This is a genomic window from Luteimonas sp. GW821-FHT14E02 (genome assembly GCF_058803905.1).
Genome location: NZ_JBXAPK010000002.1, coordinates 418,639 through 439,490 on the forward strand (window position 1 = coordinate 418,639; position 20,852 = coordinate 439,490).

General features: G+C 65.7%; 20 protein-coding genes. 6 read left to right on the top strand and 14 right to left on the bottom strand.

The window, feature by feature from the left end; translation table 11 throughout:
• Positions 1-110 precede the first annotated feature (110 nt).
• From hpf to AC1RNP_RS04930, 7 genes are all read right to left on the bottom strand, one after another.
• A complete protein-coding gene (gene hpf, locus AC1RNP_RS04900) occupies positions 111-437 on the bottom strand; it encodes a ribosome hibernation-promoting factor, HPF/YfiA family (protein WP_493050124.1) in 327 nt (108 codons plus the stop codon).
• A 206-nt stretch (positions 438-643) separates the two neighbouring features.
• On the bottom strand, positions 644-2,095 hold the full coding sequence (locus tag AC1RNP_RS04905) for an RNA polymerase factor sigma-54 (protein ID WP_493050125.1): 1,452 nt from the start codon (positions 2,093-2,095) through the stop codon (positions 644-646).
• Positions 2,096-2,263: 168 nt separating this feature from the next.
• The gene (lptB, locus tag AC1RNP_RS04910) at positions 2,264-2,983 is read right to left on the bottom strand and encodes an LPS export ABC transporter ATP-binding protein (protein ID WP_493050126.1); all 720 of its coding nucleotides are present in this window, start codon (positions 2,981-2,983) and stop codon (positions 2,264-2,266) included.
• Positions 2,983-3,519 carry a lipopolysaccharide transport periplasmic protein LptA gene (gene lptA, locus AC1RNP_RS04915; protein WP_493050127.1) on the bottom strand — a complete coding sequence of 179 codons (537 nt, stop codon included), beginning with the start codon at positions 3,517-3,519 and terminating at the stop codon, positions 2,983-2,985. The genes lptB and lptA overlap by 1 nt, the downstream gene beginning before the upstream one ends.
• Positions 3,520-3,529: 10 nt before the next feature.
• Complete coding sequence (gene lptC, locus AC1RNP_RS04920; RefSeq protein WP_493050128.1) at positions 3,530-4,090, bottom strand: LPS export ABC transporter periplasmic protein LptC; 561 nt, start codon at positions 4,088-4,090, stop codon at positions 3,530-3,532.
• Positions 4,087-4,617, bottom strand: coding sequence for a KdsC family phosphatase (locus AC1RNP_RS04925; protein ID WP_493050292.1), 531 nt, complete (start codon positions 4,615-4,617; stop codon positions 4,087-4,089). The genes lptC and AC1RNP_RS04925 overlap by 4 nt, the downstream gene beginning before the upstream one ends.
• 43 nt (positions 4,618-4,660) lie before the next feature.
• Positions 4,661-5,659, bottom strand: coding sequence for a KpsF/GutQ family sugar-phosphate isomerase (locus AC1RNP_RS04930; protein WP_493050129.1), 999 nt, complete (start codon positions 5,657-5,659; stop codon positions 4,661-4,663).
• 171 nt (positions 5,660-5,830) lie between these two features.
• Here AC1RNP_RS04930 and AC1RNP_RS04935 point away from each other — a divergent pair, with 171 nt between their 5' ends.
• Genes AC1RNP_RS04935 through AC1RNP_RS04945 form a run of 3 tightly spaced genes read left to right on the top strand, consistent with a single transcriptional unit; the run spans position 5,831 to position 7,670 of the window.
• The gene (locus tag AC1RNP_RS04935) at positions 5,831-6,064 is read left to right on the top strand and encodes a BolA family protein (protein ID WP_493050130.1); all 234 of its coding nucleotides are present in this window, start codon (positions 5,831-5,833) and stop codon (positions 6,062-6,064) included.
• Positions 6,065-7,321: a UDP-N-acetylglucosamine 1-carboxyvinyltransferase gene (gene murA, locus AC1RNP_RS04940; protein ID WP_493050131.1), complete on the top strand. Its 1,257-nt coding sequence runs from the start codon at positions 6,065-6,067 to the stop codon at positions 7,319-7,321.
• A gap of 31 nt (positions 7,322-7,352) precedes the next feature.
• On the top strand, positions 7,353-7,670 hold the full coding sequence (locus AC1RNP_RS04945; protein ID WP_493050132.1) for an EF-hand domain-containing protein: 318 nt from the start codon (positions 7,353-7,355) through the stop codon (positions 7,668-7,670).
• A 35-nt stretch (positions 7,671-7,705) separates the two neighbouring features.
• On the opposite strand, the gene AC1RNP_RS04950 is transcribed toward AC1RNP_RS04945, so the two are convergent.
• Positions 7,706-8,161, bottom strand: coding sequence for a hypothetical protein (locus tag AC1RNP_RS04950; protein ID WP_493050133.1), 456 nt, complete (start codon positions 8,159-8,161; stop codon positions 7,706-7,708).
• A 4-nt stretch (positions 8,162-8,165) separates the two neighbouring features.
• Positions 8,166-8,792 carry a hypothetical protein gene (locus tag AC1RNP_RS04955; RefSeq protein WP_493050134.1) on the bottom strand — a complete coding sequence of 209 codons (627 nt, stop codon included), beginning with the start codon at positions 8,790-8,792 and terminating at the stop codon, positions 8,166-8,168.
• Between the two features lie 71 nt (positions 8,793-8,863).
• Between AC1RNP_RS04955 and AC1RNP_RS04960 the strand changes: the two genes are divergently transcribed.
• On the top strand, positions 8,864-9,379 hold the full coding sequence (locus AC1RNP_RS04960; RefSeq protein ID WP_493050135.1) for a hypothetical protein: 516 nt from the start codon (positions 8,864-8,866) through the stop codon (positions 9,377-9,379).
• 100 nt (positions 9,380-9,479) lie between these two features.
• On the opposite strand, the gene AC1RNP_RS04965 is transcribed toward AC1RNP_RS04960, so the two are convergent.
• The 4 genes from AC1RNP_RS04965 to purN all read right to left on the bottom strand — a co-directional run bounded on the left by AC1RNP_RS04965 (position 9,480) and on the right by purN (position 16,066).
• The gene (locus AC1RNP_RS04965) at positions 9,480-13,664 is read right to left on the bottom strand and encodes a hypothetical protein (protein WP_493050136.1); all 4,185 of its coding nucleotides are present in this window, start codon (positions 13,662-13,664) and stop codon (positions 9,480-9,482) included.
• A gap of 194 nt (positions 13,665-13,858) precedes the next feature.
• Complete coding sequence (locus AC1RNP_RS04970; RefSeq protein ID WP_493050137.1) at positions 13,859-14,554, bottom strand: DUF3108 domain-containing protein; 696 nt, start codon at positions 14,552-14,554, stop codon at positions 13,859-13,861.
• Positions 14,554-15,348, bottom strand: coding sequence for a DUF3108 domain-containing protein (locus AC1RNP_RS04975; protein ID WP_493050138.1), 795 nt, complete (start codon positions 15,346-15,348; stop codon positions 14,554-14,556). Before AC1RNP_RS04975 ends, AC1RNP_RS04970 begins: the two co-directional genes overlap by 1 nt.
• 28 nt (positions 15,349-15,376) lie before the next feature.
• The gene (purN, locus tag AC1RNP_RS04980; RefSeq protein WP_493050139.1) at positions 15,377-16,066 is read right to left on the bottom strand and encodes a phosphoribosylglycinamide formyltransferase; all 690 of its coding nucleotides are present in this window, start codon (positions 16,064-16,066) and stop codon (positions 15,377-15,379) included.
• Positions 16,067-16,231: 165 nt separating this feature from the next.
• Here purN and AC1RNP_RS04985 point away from each other — a divergent pair, with 165 nt between their 5' ends.
• Positions 16,232-17,677 (top strand): lipase family protein, encoded by a 1,446-nt coding sequence (locus tag AC1RNP_RS04985; RefSeq protein WP_493050140.1) that lies wholly within the window; start codon positions 16,232-16,234, stop codon positions 17,675-17,677.
• Positions 17,678-17,846: 169 nt separating this feature from the next.
• On the top strand, positions 17,847-18,347 hold the full coding sequence (locus AC1RNP_RS04990) for a hypothetical protein (RefSeq protein WP_493050141.1): 501 nt from the start codon (positions 17,847-17,849) through the stop codon (positions 18,345-18,347).
• A 95-nt stretch (positions 18,348-18,442) separates the two neighbouring features.
• On the opposite strand, the gene AC1RNP_RS04995 is transcribed toward AC1RNP_RS04990, so the two are convergent.
• Complete coding sequence (locus AC1RNP_RS04995; RefSeq protein ID WP_493050142.1) at positions 18,443-20,788, bottom strand: hypothetical protein; 2,346 nt, start codon at positions 20,786-20,788, stop codon at positions 18,443-18,445.
• Between the last annotated feature and the right edge of the window lie 64 nt (positions 20,789-20,852).

Sequence of the window (20,852 nt, forward strand, 5' to 3'; positions counted from 1 at the left end):
GGCTTCGGATCGTCCGGCCCGCCTCACCGCGCTGACGGCGCGGTTCGATCCCTGGTCGGGCGTTCGGGACCGCAGTCGATGCCGATGGGGCATCGACTAAGCGCGGTCTCTCACCCAAAACTCCCGTCACGGGATGCGTTTTCGCCGCGATGATGATCGACGACCTTGCTCTTGTGCTTCATCAGCAGGCGATCGAGCTTGTCGGCGAGCAGATCGATCGCGGCGTACATGTCGATGGCATTGGCATCGGCGTGCAAGGTCTTGCCAGCGAGGTTGACGGTGGCTTCGGCGCAGTGATTCGGTTTGTCCAGACTGAGCTGGGTACGGACATCGAAGGGCTGGTCGAAATGGCGCGAGAGTCGTTGCAGTTTGTTTTCAACGTAATCGCGCAGTGCGGGAGTGACTTCGATTTGCTGACCATGGGTCTCGATACGCATCCGCTTCTCCTTTCGACTTGGACGGCTATCAGCATCGCGCCAACTTTGACGGCGATGGCTAAAAGCAGGTTAACGCAGCCCGGGGAGCGCGGGAAGGGATGTTTATGACAGTTTCCACCCGGCTGGACGGACAGGTTGCCGTCATGTTGCGGAACGATGCCGGGTTGCGTGCGGTTCCGCCGGCCGGCCGGTGCGGTTCGCCGGCTTCAGTCCACCCGCACCCGATCGTGCGAGGAGGGGATGTTGAGCGCTTCCCGGTATTTGGCGACCGTCCGCCGCGCGACCGGCACGCCGGAGGCCTTCAGCATGTCGGCCAGGCGAGCGTCGGAGAGCGGTTTGCCGGGGTTCTCGGCCTCGATCAGGCGTTTGATCATGTCCTGAATGGCGGTGCTGGAGGCCTCGCCGCCGCCGCCGGTATCGATGCCCGAGGCGAAGAAAGCGCGCAGCGGCAGGGTGCCGCGCGGTGTGCGCACGTACTTGCGCGCCACCGCGCGCGAGACGGTGGATTCGTGCAGGCCGATCTCGGCCGCCACCTCGCGCAGGGTCAGCGGGCGTAGCGCCTGGGCGCCGAATTCCAGGAATCCGGACTGCTGGCGCACCAGGCATTGCACCACCTTGAGCAGCGTTTCGCCGCGCTGGTGCAGGTTTTTCAGCAGCCAGCGCGCTTCCTGGAGACGGCCGCGCAGGTAGCCGGCGTCGCTGGCGCCGGCGTGGCGGATCATCTGCTCGTAGCCGTGGTGGATGGTCAGGCGCGGGCGGCGCTCATCGGCCAGGCTGACCCGCCAGATGCCCTGGTGGCGGCTGATGATGCAATCCGGGGTGACGTAGGTATCGGTGGGCAGGGCGCCGACCTGGGCGCCGGGGCGCGGATCGAGGGTGCGCAGCAGTTGCAGCGCGATCGCGGCGGCCTCGGCGTCGCATTTCAGCTCGGCGGCGACCCCGGCGATGCCGATCCTGGGCAGGCGATCGATCGGTCCGGCGATCAGGCGGCGGGCCAGGGCCTTGCCGGGGGTGTCGTCGGGGAGGGCGTCCAGCTGCAGGGACAGGCATTCGCCCAGGTCGCGCGCGCCGACGCCCGAGGGGTCGAAGCGCTGGATCTGGCGCAGCACGGCGACGATCTCGTCCTCGCTGCACAGCAGATCCGGCCGCAGCGCCTCGGCGATGGCGGACAGCGGCTCGCGCAGGTAGCCGTCGTCGTCGATGGCGTCGATCAGGGTGAGGCCGATGGCGATGTCGCGCGACGACAGCTGGGTGAGACGCAGCTGCCAGGTGAGGTGATTGCGCAGATCGTCGGTCTGCACGACCCGCTCGGCGGCGTTGTCGTCCTCATGGCCGGGCCGGCCGCCTTCATGCCGCTCCTGCCAGCTATGTTCTTGCCAGGATTGCTCCTGCCAGCCGTCCTCGTGCGCATTTTCCCAGCGGTGCGCGTCGGCGTCGGGCTCATCGCTGCCCGCGGCCTGGGACGTCGGCTTGTCGGGCGAGGCGGCGACGCGCAACGGCTCGGCCTCTTCCCAGTCGAGCAGCGGATTGCTCTCGATCGCCGCGTTGATTTCCGATTCCAGTTCCAGCGCCGAGAGTTGCAATAGGTGTAGCGCCTGGCGCAACTGGGGCGTCAGGACGAGCTGTTGGCTGAGGGATGTCTGGAGGCGCGGCTTCATCGGGGGATCCACGTTATGTTGCCCGTGGTCTCCCGGAACCCGCTACCTCGCGTCGTCGTCCCTGGCGCGAAATGACGGGCTCTGGAAGCCCACGGCCTAGCCATCCGTGACCAGGCGTTCGGAGAGCGTGACAGATGTCGATGACATCCGTCGAACGCGCCCCGTCATCTACAGGCGGAAGGATTCCCCCAGGTAGACCCGGCGCACATCGGGATTGGCCAGCAGCGCGTCCGGAGCCCCCTGCGCGAGCACGCCGCCTTCGCTGAGGATATACGCGCGATCGCAAATGCCCAAGGTCTCGCGCACGTTGTGGTCGGTGATCAGCACGCCGATGCCGCGGTGCTTGAGATGTTCGACGATGCGCTGGATCTCGCCGACCGAGATCGGATCGACGCCGGCGAAGGGCTCGTCGAGCAGCATCAGGCGCGGATTGGCGGCCAGGGCGCGCGCGATTTCCACGCGGCGGCGCTCGCCGCCGGAGAGGCTGGCGCCGATCTGGTCCGCGACGTGGCCGATCTGCAATTCGTCGAGCAGCTTTTCCAGTTCGCGCTGGCGGTTGCGCGCATCCAGGTCCTCGCGCAGTTCCAGCACCAGGCGGATGTTGTCGGCCACGGTGAGCTTGCGGAACACCGACGGTTCCTGCGGCAGATAGCCGACGCCGAGGCGTGCGCGGGTGTACATCGGCTCGGCGGTGATGTCGCGGCCGTCGAGCACGATCTCGCCGTCATCGGCCGGCACCAGGCCGACGATCATGTAGAAGCAGGTGGTCTTGCCGGCGCCGTTGGGGCCGAGCAGGCCGACCACTTCGCCGGCATCGAGCGTCAGGCCGAAATCACGGACGACTTCGCGCGAGCGGTAGCGTTTGCGCAGTCCCTTCGCGATCAGCATTACTTGCTGTCCTGCTTCGGCGGCGTCTGTGCTGGCGTCTTGCTCTTCTCGGCGGGCTGCTGGGATTTCTTCTTCGGCTCAAAGGTCATCTGTACTCCCTTGCCGTCGCCAACAGCGGAGCCGCTCTGCACCTGTCCGGTCTTGGTGTTGTAGACGATGCGGCCGCCGGCCATCGAGCCGCGGCCGGGCTGATCGACATGCGCGTTGCCGGTGAACACCACCGTGTCGTTGGGCAGGTCGTAGTCGACCTGGTCGGCGATGGCATTCATCCAGCCGCCGTCGTCATTCTGCTGTTTCAGCTTCACCGGCGAGCCGTTGAGCTTCACGGTCTTGATGTCGCCGTCGGCACGTCGCAAGTCGGCTTTGGCCGACTGGATGTCCAGCGTGCCCTGCACGATGTGGACGTTGCCGATCAGGAGGCAGGGGCCGTCGGTGGTCGAGCAGTCGCTGCTGTCGGCCGTCACGTTCATTCGCTGATCGCGATCGGAAGTCTTCGACCAGGCGGGGCCGGCCAGCAAAAGGGCGGCCGCGATCAAGGGCAGGAGGCTAACGGCGCTTCGGGTCATTGGTCATCTGTACCTTGGAAAGAAGGCGGATGCGCTTGTCCGCCAGATCGGCCTGCATCCCCACGCCCCGCATTGTAGAGCCCGGGGACGTGACCGTGACCAGAACCTCGGAGGTCGCCTCGTTCTTGTCCGGGAAAACGTTCAGTTGCTCGGTTTTCAGCGTCGAGGGCTTCTGCGCACCCGGCGGGCTGTTGGCCACGACGTTGCCACGCAGGCGCACTTCGCTGTTGTCGGCGGCCACCCAGCCGGTTTTCGAGCGCACTTCCCAGCGCTGGCCTTCCTTGTCGGGCAGGAAGAAGAGCGGCGTTTCGATCGACATGGTCCTGTCGTCGGGGTTCTGTGCCAGTTGCGGCGCGCGCAGGGTGAGGGATTCCTTGCCCTGCTTGTCGAGGGCGATGACCTCGAAATCGTGGAGCAGGTAGCTCGGTCGTGTGCTGGCGGTCACAGTCGGAGCCTGTTCGGCGCGCTGCTGCCAGACCGACCAGCCGGTGATGATGGCCGCCGCCAGCAGCACGAGCGTAAGGGTGCCGCGCCAGGTCATGCGACCTCCGCCACGTCATGGCCCTGCGCGGCGAGCAGCAGATCGCACAGCTCGCGCGCGGCGCCTTCGCCTCCGCGTGCGGTGGTGCGCCAGTGCGCGATCGCGAGCATGCTGGCGTGCGCGTTGGCCGGCGCCACCGCCAGGCCGGCGGCTTGCATCGGGACGCGGTCGGGCAGATCGTCGCCCATGAAGCAGACCTGATCGGCGCTCAGGCCCAGGCGCGCGCGGATCTCGTCGACGCAGGCCTGTTTGTCCTTGACGCCGATATGCGCCTCGACGCCGAGTTCGGCGGCGCGCCTTTCCGCGACGACGCTGTTGCGCGCCGTCACGAACGCCACCGTGATGCCCGCCTTGCGCAGCAACACCAATCCCTGGCCGTCCAGGACGTGGAAGGCCTTCAGCTCACGGCCTTCGCTGTCGAAGTACAGGCGCCCGTCGGTCAGGGTGCCGTCGACGTCGAAGCACGCCAGACGAATCTTCGCGGCGCGTGCGAGCAGATCGGCGGAATAGGTGGGCGGATTGGGCACGAAGATGTCTATGGGTCCGTTCAAGGGTGTGTCGAGTCGTTTCTTACACCACGCGCGCCCGCAACAGGTCGTGAATGTTGAGCGCGCCGACGACGCGCTGTGCCTCGTCGAGCACGATCAGCATCGTGATCTTGCGGGTTTCCATCAGTCGCGCGGCCTCGCTGGCGAGCGCATCGACGTCGATGGTGACCGGCGCACGCGTCATCACGTCGGCGATGCGCGCGCCGTGCACATCGATGGCCGGATCGGCCAGCGTGCGGCGCAGATCGCCGTCGGTGTACAGGCCGAGCAGGCGATCGTCGCCGTCGACGATCGCGGTCATGCCCAGGCGCTTGCGGCTCATCTCCATCAGCGCCTCGGCCAGCGTGGCATCGCCGGGCACGCGCGGCACTTCCTCGCCGGTGTGCATCACGTCGCGGATGTGCAGCAGCAGGCGCCGGCCGAGCGCGCCGGCCGGATGCGAACGCGCGAAGTCATCGGCGGTGAAGGCGCGCGCATCCAGCAGCGCCACCGCCAGCGCATCGCCCAGCGCCATCGAGGCGGTGGTGCTGGTGGTGGGCGCGAGATCGAGCGGGCAGGCCTCGGCCGGCACGCTGACGTCCAGGTGCACGTCGGCCTCGCGCGCCAGCGACGATTGCGGACGGCCGGTCATCGCGATCAGCAGATTGCCCTGGCGCTTGAGCACCGGCAGCAGCGTCAGGATCTCGTCGGACTCGCCCGAGTACGACAGCGCCAGCACCACGTCGGCGTCGGTGATCATGCCGAGATCGCCGTGGCCGGCCTCGCCCGGATGCACGTAGAAGGCCGGCGTACCGGTGGAAGCGAGGGTGGCGGCGATCTTGCGCGCCACGTGTCCCGACTTGCCCATGCCCAGGCACACCACACGGCCCGTGCAGGCCAGCATCAGGCGGCAGGCGCGCGAGAACTCGCCGTCGATGCGCGCACCGACGGCGGCGAGACCCTGCTGTTCGATCTCGAAAACGCGGCGGCCGCTGGCGGCGAGCGCTGCGTCGTCGATGGGCTGTGTTCCGTTGGCGGGCATACCAGACCGGGGCCGTTTCCGTTAATCTAATCCATTCATTTTATGCGGTTATTCCCGCGAAAGCCCGGAAACTCCCAAAAATCCCGGACTGACCGTAGTGCCGCGATTCAAGAACCGTCCGGTAAGCACCATCTGGGAGCGCCCGGCGCGGCAGGCAGGATTAGCAGAAATTTGGACGCCAATACCATCCGCAATCTGATCGAACAGGGCCTGCCGGGCGCACGCGCCGCCGTGCAGGGCGATGACGGTGTGCATTTCGAGGCAACCGTGGTTGCCGAGGCGTTCCGGGGCAAGCTGCCGCTGGCACGGCACCGCATGGTCTACGCCACGCTGGGCGAATTGATGGGCGGCGCGATCCACGCGCTTGCCCTGCGCACGCTGACACCTGAAGAAGAGCGCGTCTAAATGCAGAAGATCGTAGTGACCGGCGGGCGTCCGCTCGCGGGCGAAGTCGCCATTTCCGGCGCCAAGAATGCCGTGCTGCCGATCCTGTGCGCGGCGCTGCTGGCGGATGAGACGGTGGCGATCGGCAACGTGCCGCGGCTGCACGACGTCAAGACCACGCTGCGCGTGCTCACCGAGCTGGGTGCCGGTGTCGAGATCGCCGACGACTATTCGCTGCGCATCGATCCGCGCAGCGTGCACAGCCACGTCGCGCCGTATGAGCTGGTCAAGACCATGCGCGCCTCGGTGCTGGTGCTGGGGCCGCTGCTGGCGAAATACGGCGCTGCCGAAGTCTCGCTGCCGGGCGGCTGCGCGATCGGATCGCGTCCGGTCGATCTGCACATCCGCGCGCTGGAAGCGCTGGGCGCGGAGATCACGCTGGAACACGGCTTCATCAAGGCGCAGGCGAAGCGCCTGAAGGGCGGACGCATCAATTTCGAGATGGTCAGCGTCGGCGCCACCGAGAACGCGCTGATGGCCGCCACGCTCGCCGAAGGCACCACCATCATCGAGAACGCCGCGCGCGAGCCGGAAATCGTCGATCTCGCCGCCTGCCTGGTCGAACTGGGCGCGCAGATCGAAGGCGCGGGCACGAGCCGCATCGAGGTGCAGGGCGTGCAGCGCCTGCATGGCGGCACCCATCGTGTCGTCGCCGATCGTATCGAGACCGGCACCTTCCTCGTTGCCGCTGCCATGACCGGCGGCCATGTCACCGCCACGCATGCCAATCCGGGCACGCTGGAAGCGGTGCTCGAAAAACTGGCGGAAGCCGGCGCCGACGTGAGCGTGCAGGACGACCGCATCACCGTCGACATGCGCGGGCGCCGCCCGAAGGCGATCGATATCGTCACGCAGCCGCATCCCGGATTTCCGACCGACATGCAGGCGCAGTTCATGGCCATGAACTGTATTGCCGAAGGCACCAGCATCATCGACGAGACGATCTTCGAAAATCGCTTCATGCATGTCAACGAACTGCTGCGTCTCGGCGCCGACATCCACGTCGAGGGCCATCGCGCCACCGTGCACGGCGTGGCGCAGTTGAGCGGAGCGCCGGTGATGGCGACCGACCTGCGCGCCTCGGCCTCGCTGATCCTCGCCGGCCTCGTCGCCGATGGCGATACCATCATCGATCGCATCTACCATCTCGACCGCGGCTATGAGCGCATCGAGGACAAGCTGTCCGCGCTCGGCGCGCAGATTCGCAGGACCGATTGAGTGTTCCACAGCCTCGACTGAGGACAACGACATGCCGACAGACCCACGCACACGTTTGAGCAGACGCCGCAGGCTATGGTGGATCGTCTGCGTCGTCCTGGTCGCCTATGCAGGCTGGGCCTGGTACGTGGGCGTCGCCTTCACGGCGGGCGTGCAGCCGAAGGAAATGGATTGGAACGGCGACGGTAACGTCTCCAATCATGAAATGCTGCAGGCCGCGTATGCCGTGGGCGTGCGCACCACGCAGCAGGGCGCGCGCACCTGTCGCACGTTCTACTGGATCGGCAAGGGCGAGAAGGACCCGTTCAAGGTGTCGTGCCGCACTGAAGTCGCTGGGAAGGACAAGTAAGCGCCAGCTCCGCGCGGAGCGGCCTGACCGGATGGTTACGTCGCAGGCGCGTGCGTCCGTGCGTAGGACTGCTGATCCCAATTCAAACGCGAACGATCCAGTCCGCTGACATCGAAGCTGGCGCGCTGCATGCCCTTGCCGCGAGCGGGGAAATCCACCGTCAATAGTTGCACGTCCCGCAACGCATACCAGAGTTCGCGCGGTTCGCGGATCGACAGGATCGGCGTTGACGACTCCGGGCGTGACGCCTTGATCGTGCGCAGCGGGCCGCCATCGATGGCGATGTCGACGCTGCAACCGGTCGGGCAATCGAAGTCGCCGCTGTCCAGCGCCAGATGTGCGTCGTAGCCCCAGATCGGGTCGTCGCGGAACACCAGCCGCACGAAGTTTGCGCCGCCGTTGTCCAGATACACGCGCATCATGCTGATCAGCGTGGCGGTGACGCGCGTGCCGCCGTCGACCGGCATGCTTTCGTAGGTCCAGGCGCCCATGTGTTCAGTTCCAGCCGGCGGGGAGCTTGCTGGCATCGACGCCGGCAACGTCGAATTCGACCTTGCCGATGCCGGACTTGGCCGGAAATTCGATCGAGAGTGTTTTCGCGCTCGCGATCGATTGCCAGAGCTTGTCCGGTTCACGCAGAGACAGGCGCGGCTGCGGTGTTTCCGGTCGCGAGGCCTGGACGGTTTTCGCGGCGCCGCCGTCGACGCTGACCTGTGCCTTGCAGCCAGTCGGACAATCGATGCCGTCCTGCGTGAATTCGACATACGCGGTGCGGCCCCAGACGGGATCGTCGGCGAAGACCAGTTGCGCGCTGCCACCGTCGCTGCCGCGTCCGGGTACGCTGGCCGTGCGCTTCGCGCCGTCGCTTCCTTCATAACTCCAGCCGCCCGACGCAGTCGCCGGTGCGGCGTCGGTTGCTGCATCCGCGGCGGGCGCCGTCGCGGTCGTGGCTTCCGCCGTCGTCGCGCTGTCTGCGACAGGCGTTTCGGCGGTTGGCGCTTGTTGAGAAGAGGGGGCGGGTGCCGATGCGTCAGCGGTCGCAGCAGGTGCTTCGGCGTTGTTCTTGCACGCGGCGCATGCGAGCGCGGCGGCGGCGAGCAATGACAGCGATTGGATTTTCATCCAGGGTCTCCGTTGTCAGAAGAGAATGGTATTGAAGGCTATACTGGAATTTCAAAAGTAACGGGGGCGTTATGGGCAGCCAGATCGCGATCATTCTCGACAACCCGCCGCTGGATGCGGATGCCTGGGCCGACGAAGTCTTTCGCGAGGCCGGATTCCATCCGGTCAGCAACGATGAGATCTCGAAGGCGATGGCGCAGGATCAGACGACCCTGGACGCGCTGCTGCAAAACGGCGGTCACACGCTCGGTCCCGTCGATGCATTGGCGGGCTATTACCGGCAGGTGTTGCAGAGATTGCATGGCGACAAGCCGCGCCTGGGTTTGTACGGCACCGCATGGCTCAGTTATCTCGAACATGTCGACGCCTGCGTGGTGGACTGGTCGGAAGTGGAGAAGCGCGCCACCGCGCCACGCGTGTCGGAAGGCGATGGCAACATGTTTCGCTCCGAGGCCAAGCGTTTCATCCATGAGCGCACCGACAAGTTCGTTGCGCCCGGACGCCTGCTCGAACTCGAGCCCGGAATGCCGCATGCGGAGCGCGTCGCGAGGACGCTGGAATTCCTGCGCGGCTTGAATCTCGGCTGAGGCATCTCGAAAAACGCGGGGCCACGGTTCTGCGCACGACACCACATTCGCCTCCAATCCTCTCCCGTCATGCGGGAGAGGATGGGGATCGGCGTGAGGTTCAACTCATGCCGGTGAACTGCTGACCGAAGTCCTGGATGTCGTTGACGAACTCGACCGTGGCATTGACGCCCTTGGCCACGCCCAGCAATGTCTTCAACGGCGTCAGCACCGCTTGCGCCGGCGGGAAGAAGCTGGCGGCGTTGATCGCGAGATCGGCGGCGTTGAGCGCGATGGTCAGGCCACTCTCGCCGTTGGAGATGCTGCTGATCAGATCCGAGCCGGCATCGACCACGCCGATCACCGGACCCACCACCGGAATCGACTTCAGGCCAGTGCTGGCGACGGCTTCGCCGGCCTTCTCCTTGAGGAAGGCCTTGACCTTGTCCGGCATCGCATCGACGAACTGCGTGACCAGGCGACCGATCAGTTCGATCGAGTCCTTGCCGAAGGGCAGGTCGTAGGGGCCGAAGCTGGGTCCGAACATGCCGAGCGGATCGAACGGACCGATCTGCGCGCGTTCGCCGTAGGTGATCAGCTTGCCGATCGCATCGCCCAGCGATCCGATCGCGCCGCCGATGTCGCCGTCGGCGACCTTGGTCACGGCATCGAAGAAGCTCGACAGCGCGCCGGACTTGACGATGCCTTCGTTGAGCTTGGCATCGGAGAAGAATTCGCCGACCGAACCGGGCAGCTTGCTCAGTGCGTTGAGGAAGGTGACGGCGAGGTCGGGCGTCTTCTCGGCGATGATCTTGCCGGCGTTGCCCAGTGCCTTGATGAACTCGACCGGGTTGCCGCCGGCGAACGCCTTGACCGCGTCGCCGATCGCCTGCGCCACTTCCGGCGTGGAAGCCGCTTCGAGCACGCCCGAGAGCAATTGCTTCATTTCCGGCTTGAGCTTGAACTTGTCGACGATGGTGTCGATCAAGTGCTGCTTCATGCCGTCCGGCAGTTCCTTGGCGAAGGTCGCGAAGGCCTTGACGGATTCTGCGATGTTGCCGCTCTTGACGGCGTCGGCGAACTCGAGAACGTTGGCGACCGACGGGCCGAGCTGCTTGAGGTCGTCGACGGTCTTGATGCCGAGTGGTTCCAGCCGCGCCATGAACGCCTGGTCTTTCGACAACACGTCGGCCAGCGCGCCCATCACCTGCTCGTTGTCGCCGATGCCCTTCAGGCCGCCGGCGATGTCACCGTCGAGCATCTGCTTCAGCGAGGCATGCAGTGAGTCGTCGCTGACCAGCGTCTTGATCAGGTTCTCGTCGGTGAGGATCGAGCGCAGCAGTTGCGTTTCAGGCTTGTCCGGGATCTTGGCGCCGAGCGCGTTGATCGCCTTGGTGACCAGGCCCGGCGCGGCGTCGACGGCCTGGCCGATCGCCTGCAGCGCGCCTTGCCAGTCGGGACCGTCGGGATTGCCGAGTGCCTTCACCGCATCGACGAAATGGGGCAGCGCGGCGCCGGCTTCGAGCAGGTCTTCCTTGGTGATCTTCAGTTCGCCGAACTTGTCCTTGATCGGCTGCGGCAACTGGTCGTAGATCTTGCCGGCGACCTTGCCGAGCAGATCGGGCGCGGCGTTCTGGACTTCGCCGAGCGCATCGAGTGCGCCCGACCAGTCTGGCGGACTCTTCAGCAGCGCGACGCCGGCATCGAGCAGATGCGGCGATGCGGCACCGGCCTGCTTGAGGTCTTCGGCCGTGAGACCAGCCTTGCCGAGCGCTTCGACGACCTTCGGATCCTGGCTGACCACATCGAGCACGGCATCGCGCATGCCGTCGTTGTGCAGCAGTTCGCTGGCGCCTTCCGGCGTCTTGCCGTCGAGCAGTTTGTCGATGGCATCGTGCAGCGCAGTGTCGCTGGCGAGGCCGGAGGCGACCTTGTCGTCGGAGAGCAGCTTCTTGACCAGATCGAACTTGCCGTCCGGGATCTGCTGCCCGAGTTTCTGGATCGCTTCCTTGCCGACGGTGGGCGCGGCTTCGCCGGCGTTGAGCACTTCCTTGATCGCGGTCTTCCAGTCCGGCGGCTGCTGCAGCATCGCCTCGCCGGCCTTGACCAGCGAGGGCAGGGCCTTGGCGACTTCGCCGATGTTCTCCATGCCGTAGCCCAGATCCTTGAGCTTCTGCTGGGTGGCTTCGGGCAGTTTTTCGTAGATCGCCTTGGCGACCTTCGGGAGCAGAGTGGGCGCGGCGTCGCCGACCTTCTGGAATTCGCTCAGTGCTTCGGTGATCTTGCCTTCGGAAGCGTACTTGACGGCGTTGAACAGCGGGCCGGCGGCGTCGGCGGCTTCCTTCAGATCGGTCGCGGTGATGCCGTACTTCTCGAGCAGTGGTTTGACCGAAGGATCGGTGACGGCCGCATCGATCACCGCATCGCGCAGCGGCTTGTTGCCGCTCACCGCGCTGAGCGCGGCGGCCGCGTCGCCATTGAGCATGGCCTTGATCGCTTCCGGGCTGGCCTTGGCTAGTTCCTTGGCGACGTTCTCGTCGGTGAGGATGGTCTTCGCCAATCCTTCGGGCAGTTTGCCGGCCAGTCCCTGGATGCCCTTGGCGACCACGTCGGGCGCCTTGCCGGCCGCGTCGGCGAGCGTGAGGCCGACGTTCTTCCAGTCTTCCGGCGTCTGCGCCTTGGCGGCGAGATCGGCCGCCTTCATCACGTCGGGCAAGCCATCGCCGGCCTGCTTGAGGTCGTCGGCGGTGAGGCCGAGTTTCTCGACCTTCTTGCTGAAGTCGGAGTTCTTGTCCTTCAGCGCCGCGTCGATCACGGCATCGCGCAAGCCCTTGTCCTGCGCCATGTGCTGCAGGGCGCCACTGGGATCCCCGTTGACCAGTGCCTTGAGCGCTTCGGGGCTCGCCTCTGCGAGTTTCTTGGCGACGGCGTCGTCGCCGACGATCGACTTGGCCGGCTCCGGCAGCTTGTCGGCGAAATGCTGGATCGCCTTGGCGGCGACGTCGGGCGCATGACCGGATGCGTCGATCAGCGCGAGCGCGGCGTCCTTCCATTCGCCCTTGGCGGCGTGTTCGATCGCCTTCATCGCGTCGGGGATGCCGTCGCCGATGCTCTTCAGATCGTCGGCGGACAGGCCGAGCTTCTCGACCTGCTTGCTGAAGTCGGAGTTCTTGTCCTTCAACGCCGCGTCGATCACCGCGTCGCGCAATTCCTTGTTCGCGCCGAGGCCCTTGAGTGCTTCGACGGGCTTGCCTTCGATCAGGTTCTTGAGCACCTCCGGGCTGGCCTTGGAGAGATGCTCGGCGACCTTGTCGTCGCCCAGGATCGACTTGGCGGGTTCGGGCAGTTTGTCGGCGATGTGCTTGATGCCGTCGGCGACCAGCGTGGGCGCCTTCTCGGCGGCGCCCGCCAGCGCGGTGCCGGCCTGCGCCCATTCGCCCTTGGCGGCGTGCTGGGCGGCCTGCAGCAGCGAAGGTGCGGCGTCGCCGGCTTCTTTCAGCTTGTCGGCATCGAGTCCGAGTGCCTTCGCGCCCTTGCTGAAACTGGAATCGGGATTCTTCAGTGCCGCGTCGATCACCGCATCGCGCAGCGGCTTGTTGTTGCCGATGGCGCCGACCGCGCCGGGAATGTCGCCCTGCAACAACTTGTCGACGACGTCGCCGCCGGCGTTGATCAGTTCCTTGACCGCGTTGGCGTCGGTGAGGATGTCGCGCACCGGTTCGGGCAGGTTCTCGATCTGCTTGGCGACACCGGAGAATGCTTTTTCGGCCAGCGCTTGCTGGCCGTCGGCGGCGAGCTGCTTCAACTCGTCGAAGGCCTTGCCGTATTCCTGCTGGTTGACGTGTTCCGCGGCCTGGGTGAGCGCGCTGAGTGTCCTGGCGGAGGCGCTGTCGATTTCCTGCTGGTTGAAGCCGAGCTTGGTGAGCGTGTTGTGGATGGCGGGATCGTTGGCGATGACTTCCTTCGGATAGTCGGCCTTGACCTGCGCGCTGCCGAAGTTGTCGACCGCCTGGTCGACGGCGTTCTTGCCGCTGTCGCCTTCGCTGAAGGCCGGGCGCAGTTTCGCCAGCTGCTTGGCGTCGAGATCCTTGGCGAAGCTGTTGGCCACCTCTTGCTGCTCGCTCTTGGGCAGCTTGTCGACTTCGGTCTTGTAATCCTTGACCTGCTGTTCGGTCATGCCGTCGACGATCTGCTGCTTCTCCGCGGGCGGCTTCTTGGCCAGTTCCGGTGGAGGCGGCGGGGGCGGCGGTGGAGGGGGCGGCGGCGGGGGCGGCGGCGGAACGTAGACATCTTCGCGCGGAAGCATCGCGGTCTCCTTGGCAGGCGCGGCGCCGATGTGACGGATGTCGTTATCGTCTCGAACCGGGATCGCACTACCAAGCTAGGGCTGACCCTAAAAACACCTGGGGCTTGCCCTAGGTCGGCAGATGCGAGCCATAAAAAAGCGGAGCCCGAATGCATCGGGCTCCGCCGGGAATGACGCAGGCTGGTTGGGTGTGCTCAGTGCACGGACTTCACCTGCAGATCGATGTCGTCCTTGCCGTCCTTGCGCTGCAGGATGCGCGCCGGCACGGGCATGCCGTCGACGACCCAGGCGGTGATCTGCTTGCCATCGGTATTGGTCTGCACCACTTTCGTGGCCTGCTTCGGCTGGCCGCCGATCGTGATCGCTTCCTTGCCCGCGACCTTGAAGCTGACCTGCTTGACGCGGCCCTCGTCGACCAGACGGTAGTTGAGCGGTTTGCCGGCCGCCACGTCGCGGGCGATGGCGAGATTCAGCAACAGGCTGTCGACGTCGCCCGACTGCAGCTTCACCGGGCCGGTGCGCTCGGGCTTCACGTCGCCGCCCCAGGTGGCGACGCCCTTGTCCCAGTCGTAGTTCGCGGTCTTGTCGCTTTTCTTGATCAGCAGCAGCGCCGAGTCGCGGCCGGACAGGGGACGCAGTTGCCCGCCCTTGTCCTCGAACACGGTGTTCTGGTTGAGCTGGATGCCGCCGCTGCCGACCGACAGCGTGTACTTCCACTTGTCGCCGCCTTGCGGTTCGAGCGTCATCTTGCCGACGCCGGCGATGCCCATGTAGCTGGCCTGATAGTCGGCCGAGAACGGCTTGACGGCGAAGACAGGCGCGCTGGCGAACACGAGGGCGAGCGTGGCGGCGGCGATGGAATGCTTCTTGGGGGACAGGCTGAGGGACATCAGTTCACTCCTTGGTATTCGGTCAGGCGAAGATCGATGCCGTCCTCGCCGTTTTCGCGCTGCAGGATGCGTACCGGGGTCGGTACGCCGTCGGCGACCCAGAAGATGGTCTCGTCGTTGCCACCGTTGACGCGTGAAACGCGCAGGGCGGAATAGCTCAGTTCGCCGACGGCCACGGTTTCCGGTTCTTTGGCTACTTCGTAGATATGGTCACGGGCGCGGCCGAGTTCAACGAAGCGGTATTGCAGGCGTTTGCCGGGTTGGGCATCACGGATGATGGCGAGGTCGATCAGCAGGCCGTTCATGTCGCCATCCTGCAGGGGAATGGGTTTGCGGCGGTCTTTCTTGAGATCGCCCTGCCACTGCGCGCTGTGCGCGTTCCAGTCGTACACCCCCAGGACCTTCTTGCCCAGGAACAGGCCCTTGCGCACCGTGCTCTGGGTGAGCGGGCGATAACGGTTGTCGATGTCGTCGAACACCGTGCTCTGCTGGATGTTCAGCCCGAGGATGCCGATGAAGCCGCGATTACCCTCGATGCCCAGATCCGCGCGCCACTGCGTGCCGCCGTTGTGGACGACGCGCATGGTGGCGTTTCCGGCCAGTTTGCCGGCGTTGTAGGCCTGGTAGCTGGCCACGAACGGCTGCAGTTCGGGCGGCGTCGTCGCGGTGGTCTCCGGCACGGGCGTGGAGACCGGCGTGGAGGCGGATGCCGGCGCGGGCGCGACTTCCTGGGCGTGGCTGCCGGGCAGCCATGCCGCGAGGGCGAGGGCCGCGGTCAGCATGAGGGGTTTCATGGGGGCGTCTTCGAAAGCTTGGCGGCCATCATGCAAAGCGGCGGTTGGATGCCAGCTGAAGCGGCGGGTGCGGTGCACCATCGACATGAATGGGGGCTTCAGCAGCGCCGGCATCTGAGGCGCCGGTTTCGGCCAGGACGATCCGCCCCGCGGCCAGCCACCGGACGGTTTCCAGCAGCAAGGGATGTTCCTGGGCCAAAACACGGGCGGAGAGGGTTTCCACGCTGTCGCCCGGCAGGACCGGCACCCGCGCCTGTGCGATCACCGGGCCGCCATCCAGATCGGCGGTGACGAAATGCACGCTGGCGCCGTGCTCGGACACGCCCGCCGCCAGCGCCTGCGCGTGCGTGTGCAGGCCCTTGAACGCCGGCAGCAGCGAAGGGTGGATGTTGATGATGCGCCCGCGCCTGGCGTCGACGACGTCCGCAGTGATCAGGCGCATGTAGCCGGCGCAGACGATCAGGTCGGGCGTCGCCGCGTCGATCCGCGCGAACAGCGCGGCATCGAATTCGGCGCGCGTGGCGAACTGTTTCGGCGTGATCGCATGCGCGGGAATGCCTGCGCCGCGCGCGCGCTGCAAGGCGACGGCGTCGGCCTTGTCGGAATACACGCCGACGATCTCGGCCGCGAGTTCGCCCTCGGCGATCGCGTCGATCAGGGCCTGCAGATTGCTGCCGCGCCCGGAAGCGAGCACGGCGAGACGCAGAGAACGGGGCATGCAGCGGCCGACGGGAAGGGGCCAGCATGATAGGACAGGACGATGTGCAGATCGGGCCATGCCGGGACCGCTCGTCGCCTGCCGGTTGCGCCAGGCATGCCTGCTTGCTAGGTATACATCTGGATACAAGCAGGCCGGAGTGCCATTACCTCGGGAGGGTAAGCGATGAGTGTTGTCATCCAGCCGGCGCATCGTGCGCGCGGCGATCGGTTTGTGCGCCGTCATGCCGGGTTCACCGCATGGGCGTTTGCCTTGATCTTCGGATTGATCGGCGTTGCGGCGAATCCGGCGCATGCCGAAGTCGTGCCGTTGCCGGACAACGATCCGTTCTACGTTCCGCCATCCGGTTACGAGTCGTTGCCCAATGGCACGGTGCTTCGCGACAGGACGATCAATGCGCAATATCTACTGCCGTTTCTGTCCACGGATGTGCTGAGCGAGCTCGGCGGCTCGGCCGAGAAATTCTTTCCGTGGTTCGAGCAACTCAAGAATCTGAAGATCAACGCCTATCAGGTGCTGTACAAGTCGCTCGACAGCCACGACCAGCCGACCGCGCAGGTGGCGACGGTGCTGGTGCCGCAAGGGCCGTGGATCGGCAGCGGGCCACGTCCGCTGATCGCGTTCCAGGTGGCGCAGGATTCCACCACCACGCGCGCCGCGCCTTCCTACACTCTGCGCGCCGGGCTGCTGAGCGCGGGTGCGCTGGCCAATCCGACCTTCGAGGTGTCGCTCTCGCTGCCTGCGCTGGCTTATGGCTACGCGATCGTTTATCCGGACTACGAGGGCCCGCACGCGCAGTTCATCGCCGGTCCGCAGGCCGGGCACGGCGTGCTCGACGGCGTGCGCGCGGTGTTGAACTATGCGCCGGCCGGATTGGCGTCCAACACGCCGGTCGGTTTGTGGGGTTATTCCGGCGGCGGCCATGCCACCGGCTGGGCCGCCTATCTGAAGGAATCGTATGCGCCGGAGTTGAACGTCAAGGGTGCCGCGGTCGGTGCGAGCGCGGCGTCTGACTTGGTGCAGATGTATTACAACAACAACGGCAAATTCGTCGCCGGCAGTCTGCTGGTGACGGCGATCGCCGGTTTGAATCGCGCATTCCCGGAGGCGGGAATCTACGAGTACCTCAATCCCGCGGGCAAGCAGCTGATCGATTCCGCGCAGGATGAAACCCTGATCGAAGGCATCCTCAAGCGTCCCGTGCTGGCGCCGCTGGAAATGTTCACCGTCGAGCCGTGGGTGCCCGTGCCGGAGTCGAAGGCCGGCAAGTACATCTTCGGGATCAACACGCTCGCCGGAAAGCGCGCGCCGCGGACCGTGCCGATCCTCAATTATCACGACGAGTTCGACGAACTCGTTCCGGTGAAGGCCGACAACGATCTCGCGCTGCAATACTGCCGCGAGGGCGTTCCGGTGGAGGTGATGCGCACCTTCACGCCGGTGCCGCTGATCGGATTGGTGCACATCGCGGGTGAAGCAGAAGGTGCCTTGCCCGCGTTGAACTATCTGGCCAATCGCTTCAAGGGATTGCCGGCGCGCAACGACTGCCCGTATTCAGCGATCTGGGCATCGCCGCTGCCCTTGCCGTACAAGGCATTCATCACGCAGTAAAGGTGATCCGATGCCGGGGAGACGCGATTGCCGCGTCTCCTTTCGGAAAAATGTATCGCCCGTTCCTGGACAGCGTGTCGGGTTGCAATATCGTTTCGCGAGTTGATTAGGGACTCCGAACAACAATTGCCGCCGCGATTTCGATCGCGACGAACCAGGGACGCGGTGCATGAAGACATGGCGATGGGTTCTCGCGGGTACTTCGGCCGCCCACGTGCAGGGGAGGCGGCGCCTGCGTGCCGTAACCGAGGTGACGGTTGCCGTTCCCCTCGCCGGTGCGGGTATGACGCGGGAAGTCGTGGCGGCAACGACCGCTTCGTCGGCAGGCGATGCGGATACGTGCGAATCGTTCCGCTACGCGCTCGTCGAGTTGATGTTGGGCGTGGTCGAGGCATGGGAACGCAGCACGGGATTGCGCCGGCTCGAGTTCGCGGAGAAGAGCCGCATCTGGCGCGTCACGATCGACGACGGTCGCCTGCGCGCCCGCGCCATGGAGCGCTATCTGGCGTTGGCGAAACTGCCGCGCCACCCGCGCTGGCGCGAAGTCGTGCGATCGGCCTATTACGTGCTGAACGAGTGCGCGCTGGAGCAGTGCGTGCGCGCCGACCTGCAGCGACGCATCGATGCGGTGCTCGCGCACGGGTGGGGCCGGGCGTTGATGAAGGACTGAAACGATGACGGCTCGAAGCGTGCTTCGAGCCGTCCTTCCTTGCTGCGCAGCGTCAGCCGCACTCCGGCACGATGCCGGAGTGCGGAAGCGATGCCTTATCGTTCGCGTCCGTCGACGCCGTACATGAACGTCACCGGCTCGCCGGTCGTATAGCCATAGGATCCGGTCGGGCCGCCGCCGGAACCGAACGGTCCGCCGCTCCAGTTGCTCTGGCCGAGCGAGTAGATGTTCGCGCCGACCAGGCTGAGGGCATTGAGGGCCGCAGTTTCCTTCGGCGCCGCGCCGTAATAGGTGATCAGGCCGCGCGTCTGCCCCGGATTCAGCGTGCCAGCGAGCTTGAAGTCGAAGTGAGCGCCGTAATCGCCGGCGCCCCAGTCGATGAAGTTGCCCACGCCGCCGAAGTTGAAGTTGGGCGCGAGCGGGTCGACCGAATTAAAGCCGTCGTCGTTCGCCTGGATCACCATCGGCGAACCCGCGCCTTGAATGGTGATGTACTCGGAGAAGGCATTCGGCGGTACGTCGTAGTCGATGCCGCGGGTGTAGCGCAGATCGTTGATGGCCTTCGTGCCGATGTTCTCGATCTTCACTTCCACGCGATACAGGTACGGCGTGACCGTGATCGGAATGTAGCGATGGGTGACGCGGAGCACCGGACCACCCGAGGCGCCGAGGATCCGCACCACGGAAGTCGCGTCGCTCGTCGTGTAGGTGAACACATCGACGATCATGTTGGCGCTGGTGCCTTCCCACATCGAGGTGTGCGCGGTGACGCCGAGATCGGCGGCGGCCACGCCCCAACCCTCGCAAGGGCAGCCCGGCGAGGCGGCATCCGCTTCATCGGTTCCCGATGGCGGCGACTTCATATAGCGCAAGCCGACGCGCGTGGTGCTGGCACGCCCGATGGATGGCTTGGCGTCCGGGCAATCGACGTTGAGGTAGCCGGTCTTGGACACGCCGAGTTTCACCGTGCCGTTGTTGATCACCGCCTCGCAGTCCTTGGTGGGATCGCAGACGATGCCGGCATCGTGCGCTTCGCCTAATGCACTATCCGTCTGCTTGAACTCGACGATCTTCTCGACGCGAGGCGGGAAGTTCTTCGGATTCGGTGTCGATGCCTTCACTTCGGGATTCCAGGGGTCGGTACATCCGGTCCACATGCCGGTATCGGTTTGCACGAGGAAGAAGTCCTGCGAATCGCCGACATGCTCAGGATCGCTGAACGTGCTGCCGGCCAGAACGAAGTGATCGGACTTGCGATCGATCGCGAACAGCGTTTCGGTATGCTTGAGCTTGTTGCCGTACAGCCGCGGCGGGGCGATGTTGAACAGCAGATTGCTGATGTTGGCGACGAACAGATGGCCGCGCGTGCCGGCACTCGCATTGCTGATCGTGCCGACGACGGCGAGCGCGCTGCCGCTGGTGCCCAGCTCGGGCGTTTCCGCGACATCGTAGGCATAGACGTTGCCGATGTCGGAAACGACACTCTGGACTCGCGCCAGGCAACCACCACGCGTGTAGCGCGCCAGATAGGCACTCGTCGGCGCCCCTTCATCCAGCCCGGACACGACACCGACCAGCACCGTCTCGCCGAGGAAATTCGGCGTGCTCAGCGCGGTGAGGCCGAGGAAATCACGATGATCCTGGCCGTCGCCGAGGATCGAATCGCACAGCGGATTGCCGCCGCCATCGGTGCGGAACATCAGGGCGCGGCGCAGATTGTTCTTGTCGATGGCGGAACCCGCCACGACCAGATCGGTGGAGGCGCCGCTGTTGGACAGATTCTCGGTCACCGCGCGGAAGCGCAGACCAAGACCGGTCTCCGGTCCGTCGTAGCCCTGATCCCAGAGCACGCCGCCGGACAGGTCCAGGCGCGCGATGCGTCCGCGTCCGAGGCCGCCGTCGCTGTCGAGTTCGTCGCCGACCACGACCACATCGCCCTTGCTGGCGCTCTGCAGGATGTCGTAGCCCGTCGCGCGGTCCTTGTCACTGCGATTGGCAAGCAGGGTGGTCCAGAGCGGCTTGCCTTCGCAATTGATCTGCAGGACGAAGATCTGGCTGCCATCGCCCGTGTTCACGGCGCCGGTGATGGCGAATCCACGGCCGTCCTGCAGTTCGACGATGCCGTAGGCGCTGGACTTCTCCGCGCCGGCGATGCGATAGGTCCATTGCGCGGGCGGGATGACCGCGCCGTTGTCATCGGCGTGGACGACCAGGACTTCGCTCGCGCCATCGGGCGAGTGCCGCGTGCCCGCGACGACCGAACCGCCACCTTTGCAATAACGCACGGCCTTGACGTCTTCACCGCCGTCGCGCCATTCCTTCTCGCCGTAATGACTCTCGAAGCTCGCCTGCGCGAGCGAGGACGCCAGCAGCAGCCCGCTGGCCGCGGCGACGGCGAGCGAACGCCGCAACCGGGAAATGCCATCTCCATTGCCTAACATGGGAACCCCCTTCCTGTTCGAAGAAACCCTCCGGCGCGGCGCGCCGGATGGCTATCGACGCTAG

Bases quoted from the DNA above. Each gene is read 5' to 3' on its own strand.
- hpf (WP_493050124.1), bottom strand. From the start codon at position 437: ATGCGTATCGAGACCCATGGTCAGCAAATCGAAGTCACTCCCGCACTG.
- AC1RNP_RS04905 (WP_493050125.1), bottom strand. From the start codon at position 2,095: ATGAAGCCGCGCCTCCAGACATCCCTCAGCCAACAGCTCGTCCTGACG.
- lptB (WP_493050126.1), bottom strand. From the start codon at position 2,983: ATGCTGATCGCGAAGGGACTGCGCAAACGCTACCGCTCGCGCGAAGTC.
- lptC (WP_493050128.1), bottom strand. From the start codon at position 4,090: ATGACCTGGCGCGGCACCCTTACGCTCGTGCTGCTGGCGGCGGCCATC.
- AC1RNP_RS04930 (WP_493050129.1), bottom strand. From the start codon at position 5,659: ATGCCCGCCAACGGAACACAGCCCATCGACGACGCAGCGCTCGCCGCC.
- murA (WP_493050131.1), top strand. From the start codon at position 6,065: ATGCAGAAGATCGTAGTGACCGGCGGGCGTCCGCTCGCGGGCGAAGTC.
- AC1RNP_RS04945 (WP_493050132.1), top strand. From the start codon at position 7,353: ATGCCGACAGACCCACGCACACGTTTGAGCAGACGCCGCAGGCTATGG.
- AC1RNP_RS04950 (WP_493050133.1), bottom strand. From the start codon at position 8,161: ATGGGCGCCTGGACCTACGAAAGCATGCCGGTCGACGGCGGCACGCGC.
- AC1RNP_RS04955 (WP_493050134.1), bottom strand. From the start codon at position 8,792: ATGAAAATCCAATCGCTGTCATTGCTCGCCGCCGCCGCGCTCGCATGC.
- AC1RNP_RS04960 (WP_493050135.1), top strand. From the start codon at position 8,864: ATGGGCAGCCAGATCGCGATCATTCTCGACAACCCGCCGCTGGATGCG.
- AC1RNP_RS04965 (WP_493050136.1), bottom strand. From the start codon at position 13,664: ATGCTTCCGCGCGAAGATGTCTACGTTCCGCCGCCGCCCCCGCCGCCG.
- AC1RNP_RS04970 (WP_493050137.1), bottom strand. From the start codon at position 14,554: ATGTCCCTCAGCCTGTCCCCCAAGAAGCATTCCATCGCCGCCGCCACG.
- AC1RNP_RS04975 (WP_493050138.1), bottom strand. From the start codon at position 15,348: ATGAAACCCCTCATGCTGACCGCGGCCCTCGCCCTCGCGGCATGGCTG.
- purN (WP_493050139.1), bottom strand. From the start codon at position 16,066: ATGCCCCGTTCTCTGCGTCTCGCCGTGCTCGCTTCCGGGCGCGGCAGC.
- AC1RNP_RS04985 (WP_493050140.1), top strand. From the start codon at position 16,232: ATGAGTGTTGTCATCCAGCCGGCGCATCGTGCGCGCGGCGATCGGTTT.
- AC1RNP_RS04990 (WP_493050141.1), top strand. From the start codon at position 17,847: ATGAAGACATGGCGATGGGTTCTCGCGGGTACTTCGGCCGCCCACGTG.
- AC1RNP_RS04995 (WP_493050142.1), bottom strand. From the start codon at position 20,788: ATGTTAGGCAATGGAGATGGCATTTCCCGGTTGCGGCGTTCGCTCGCC.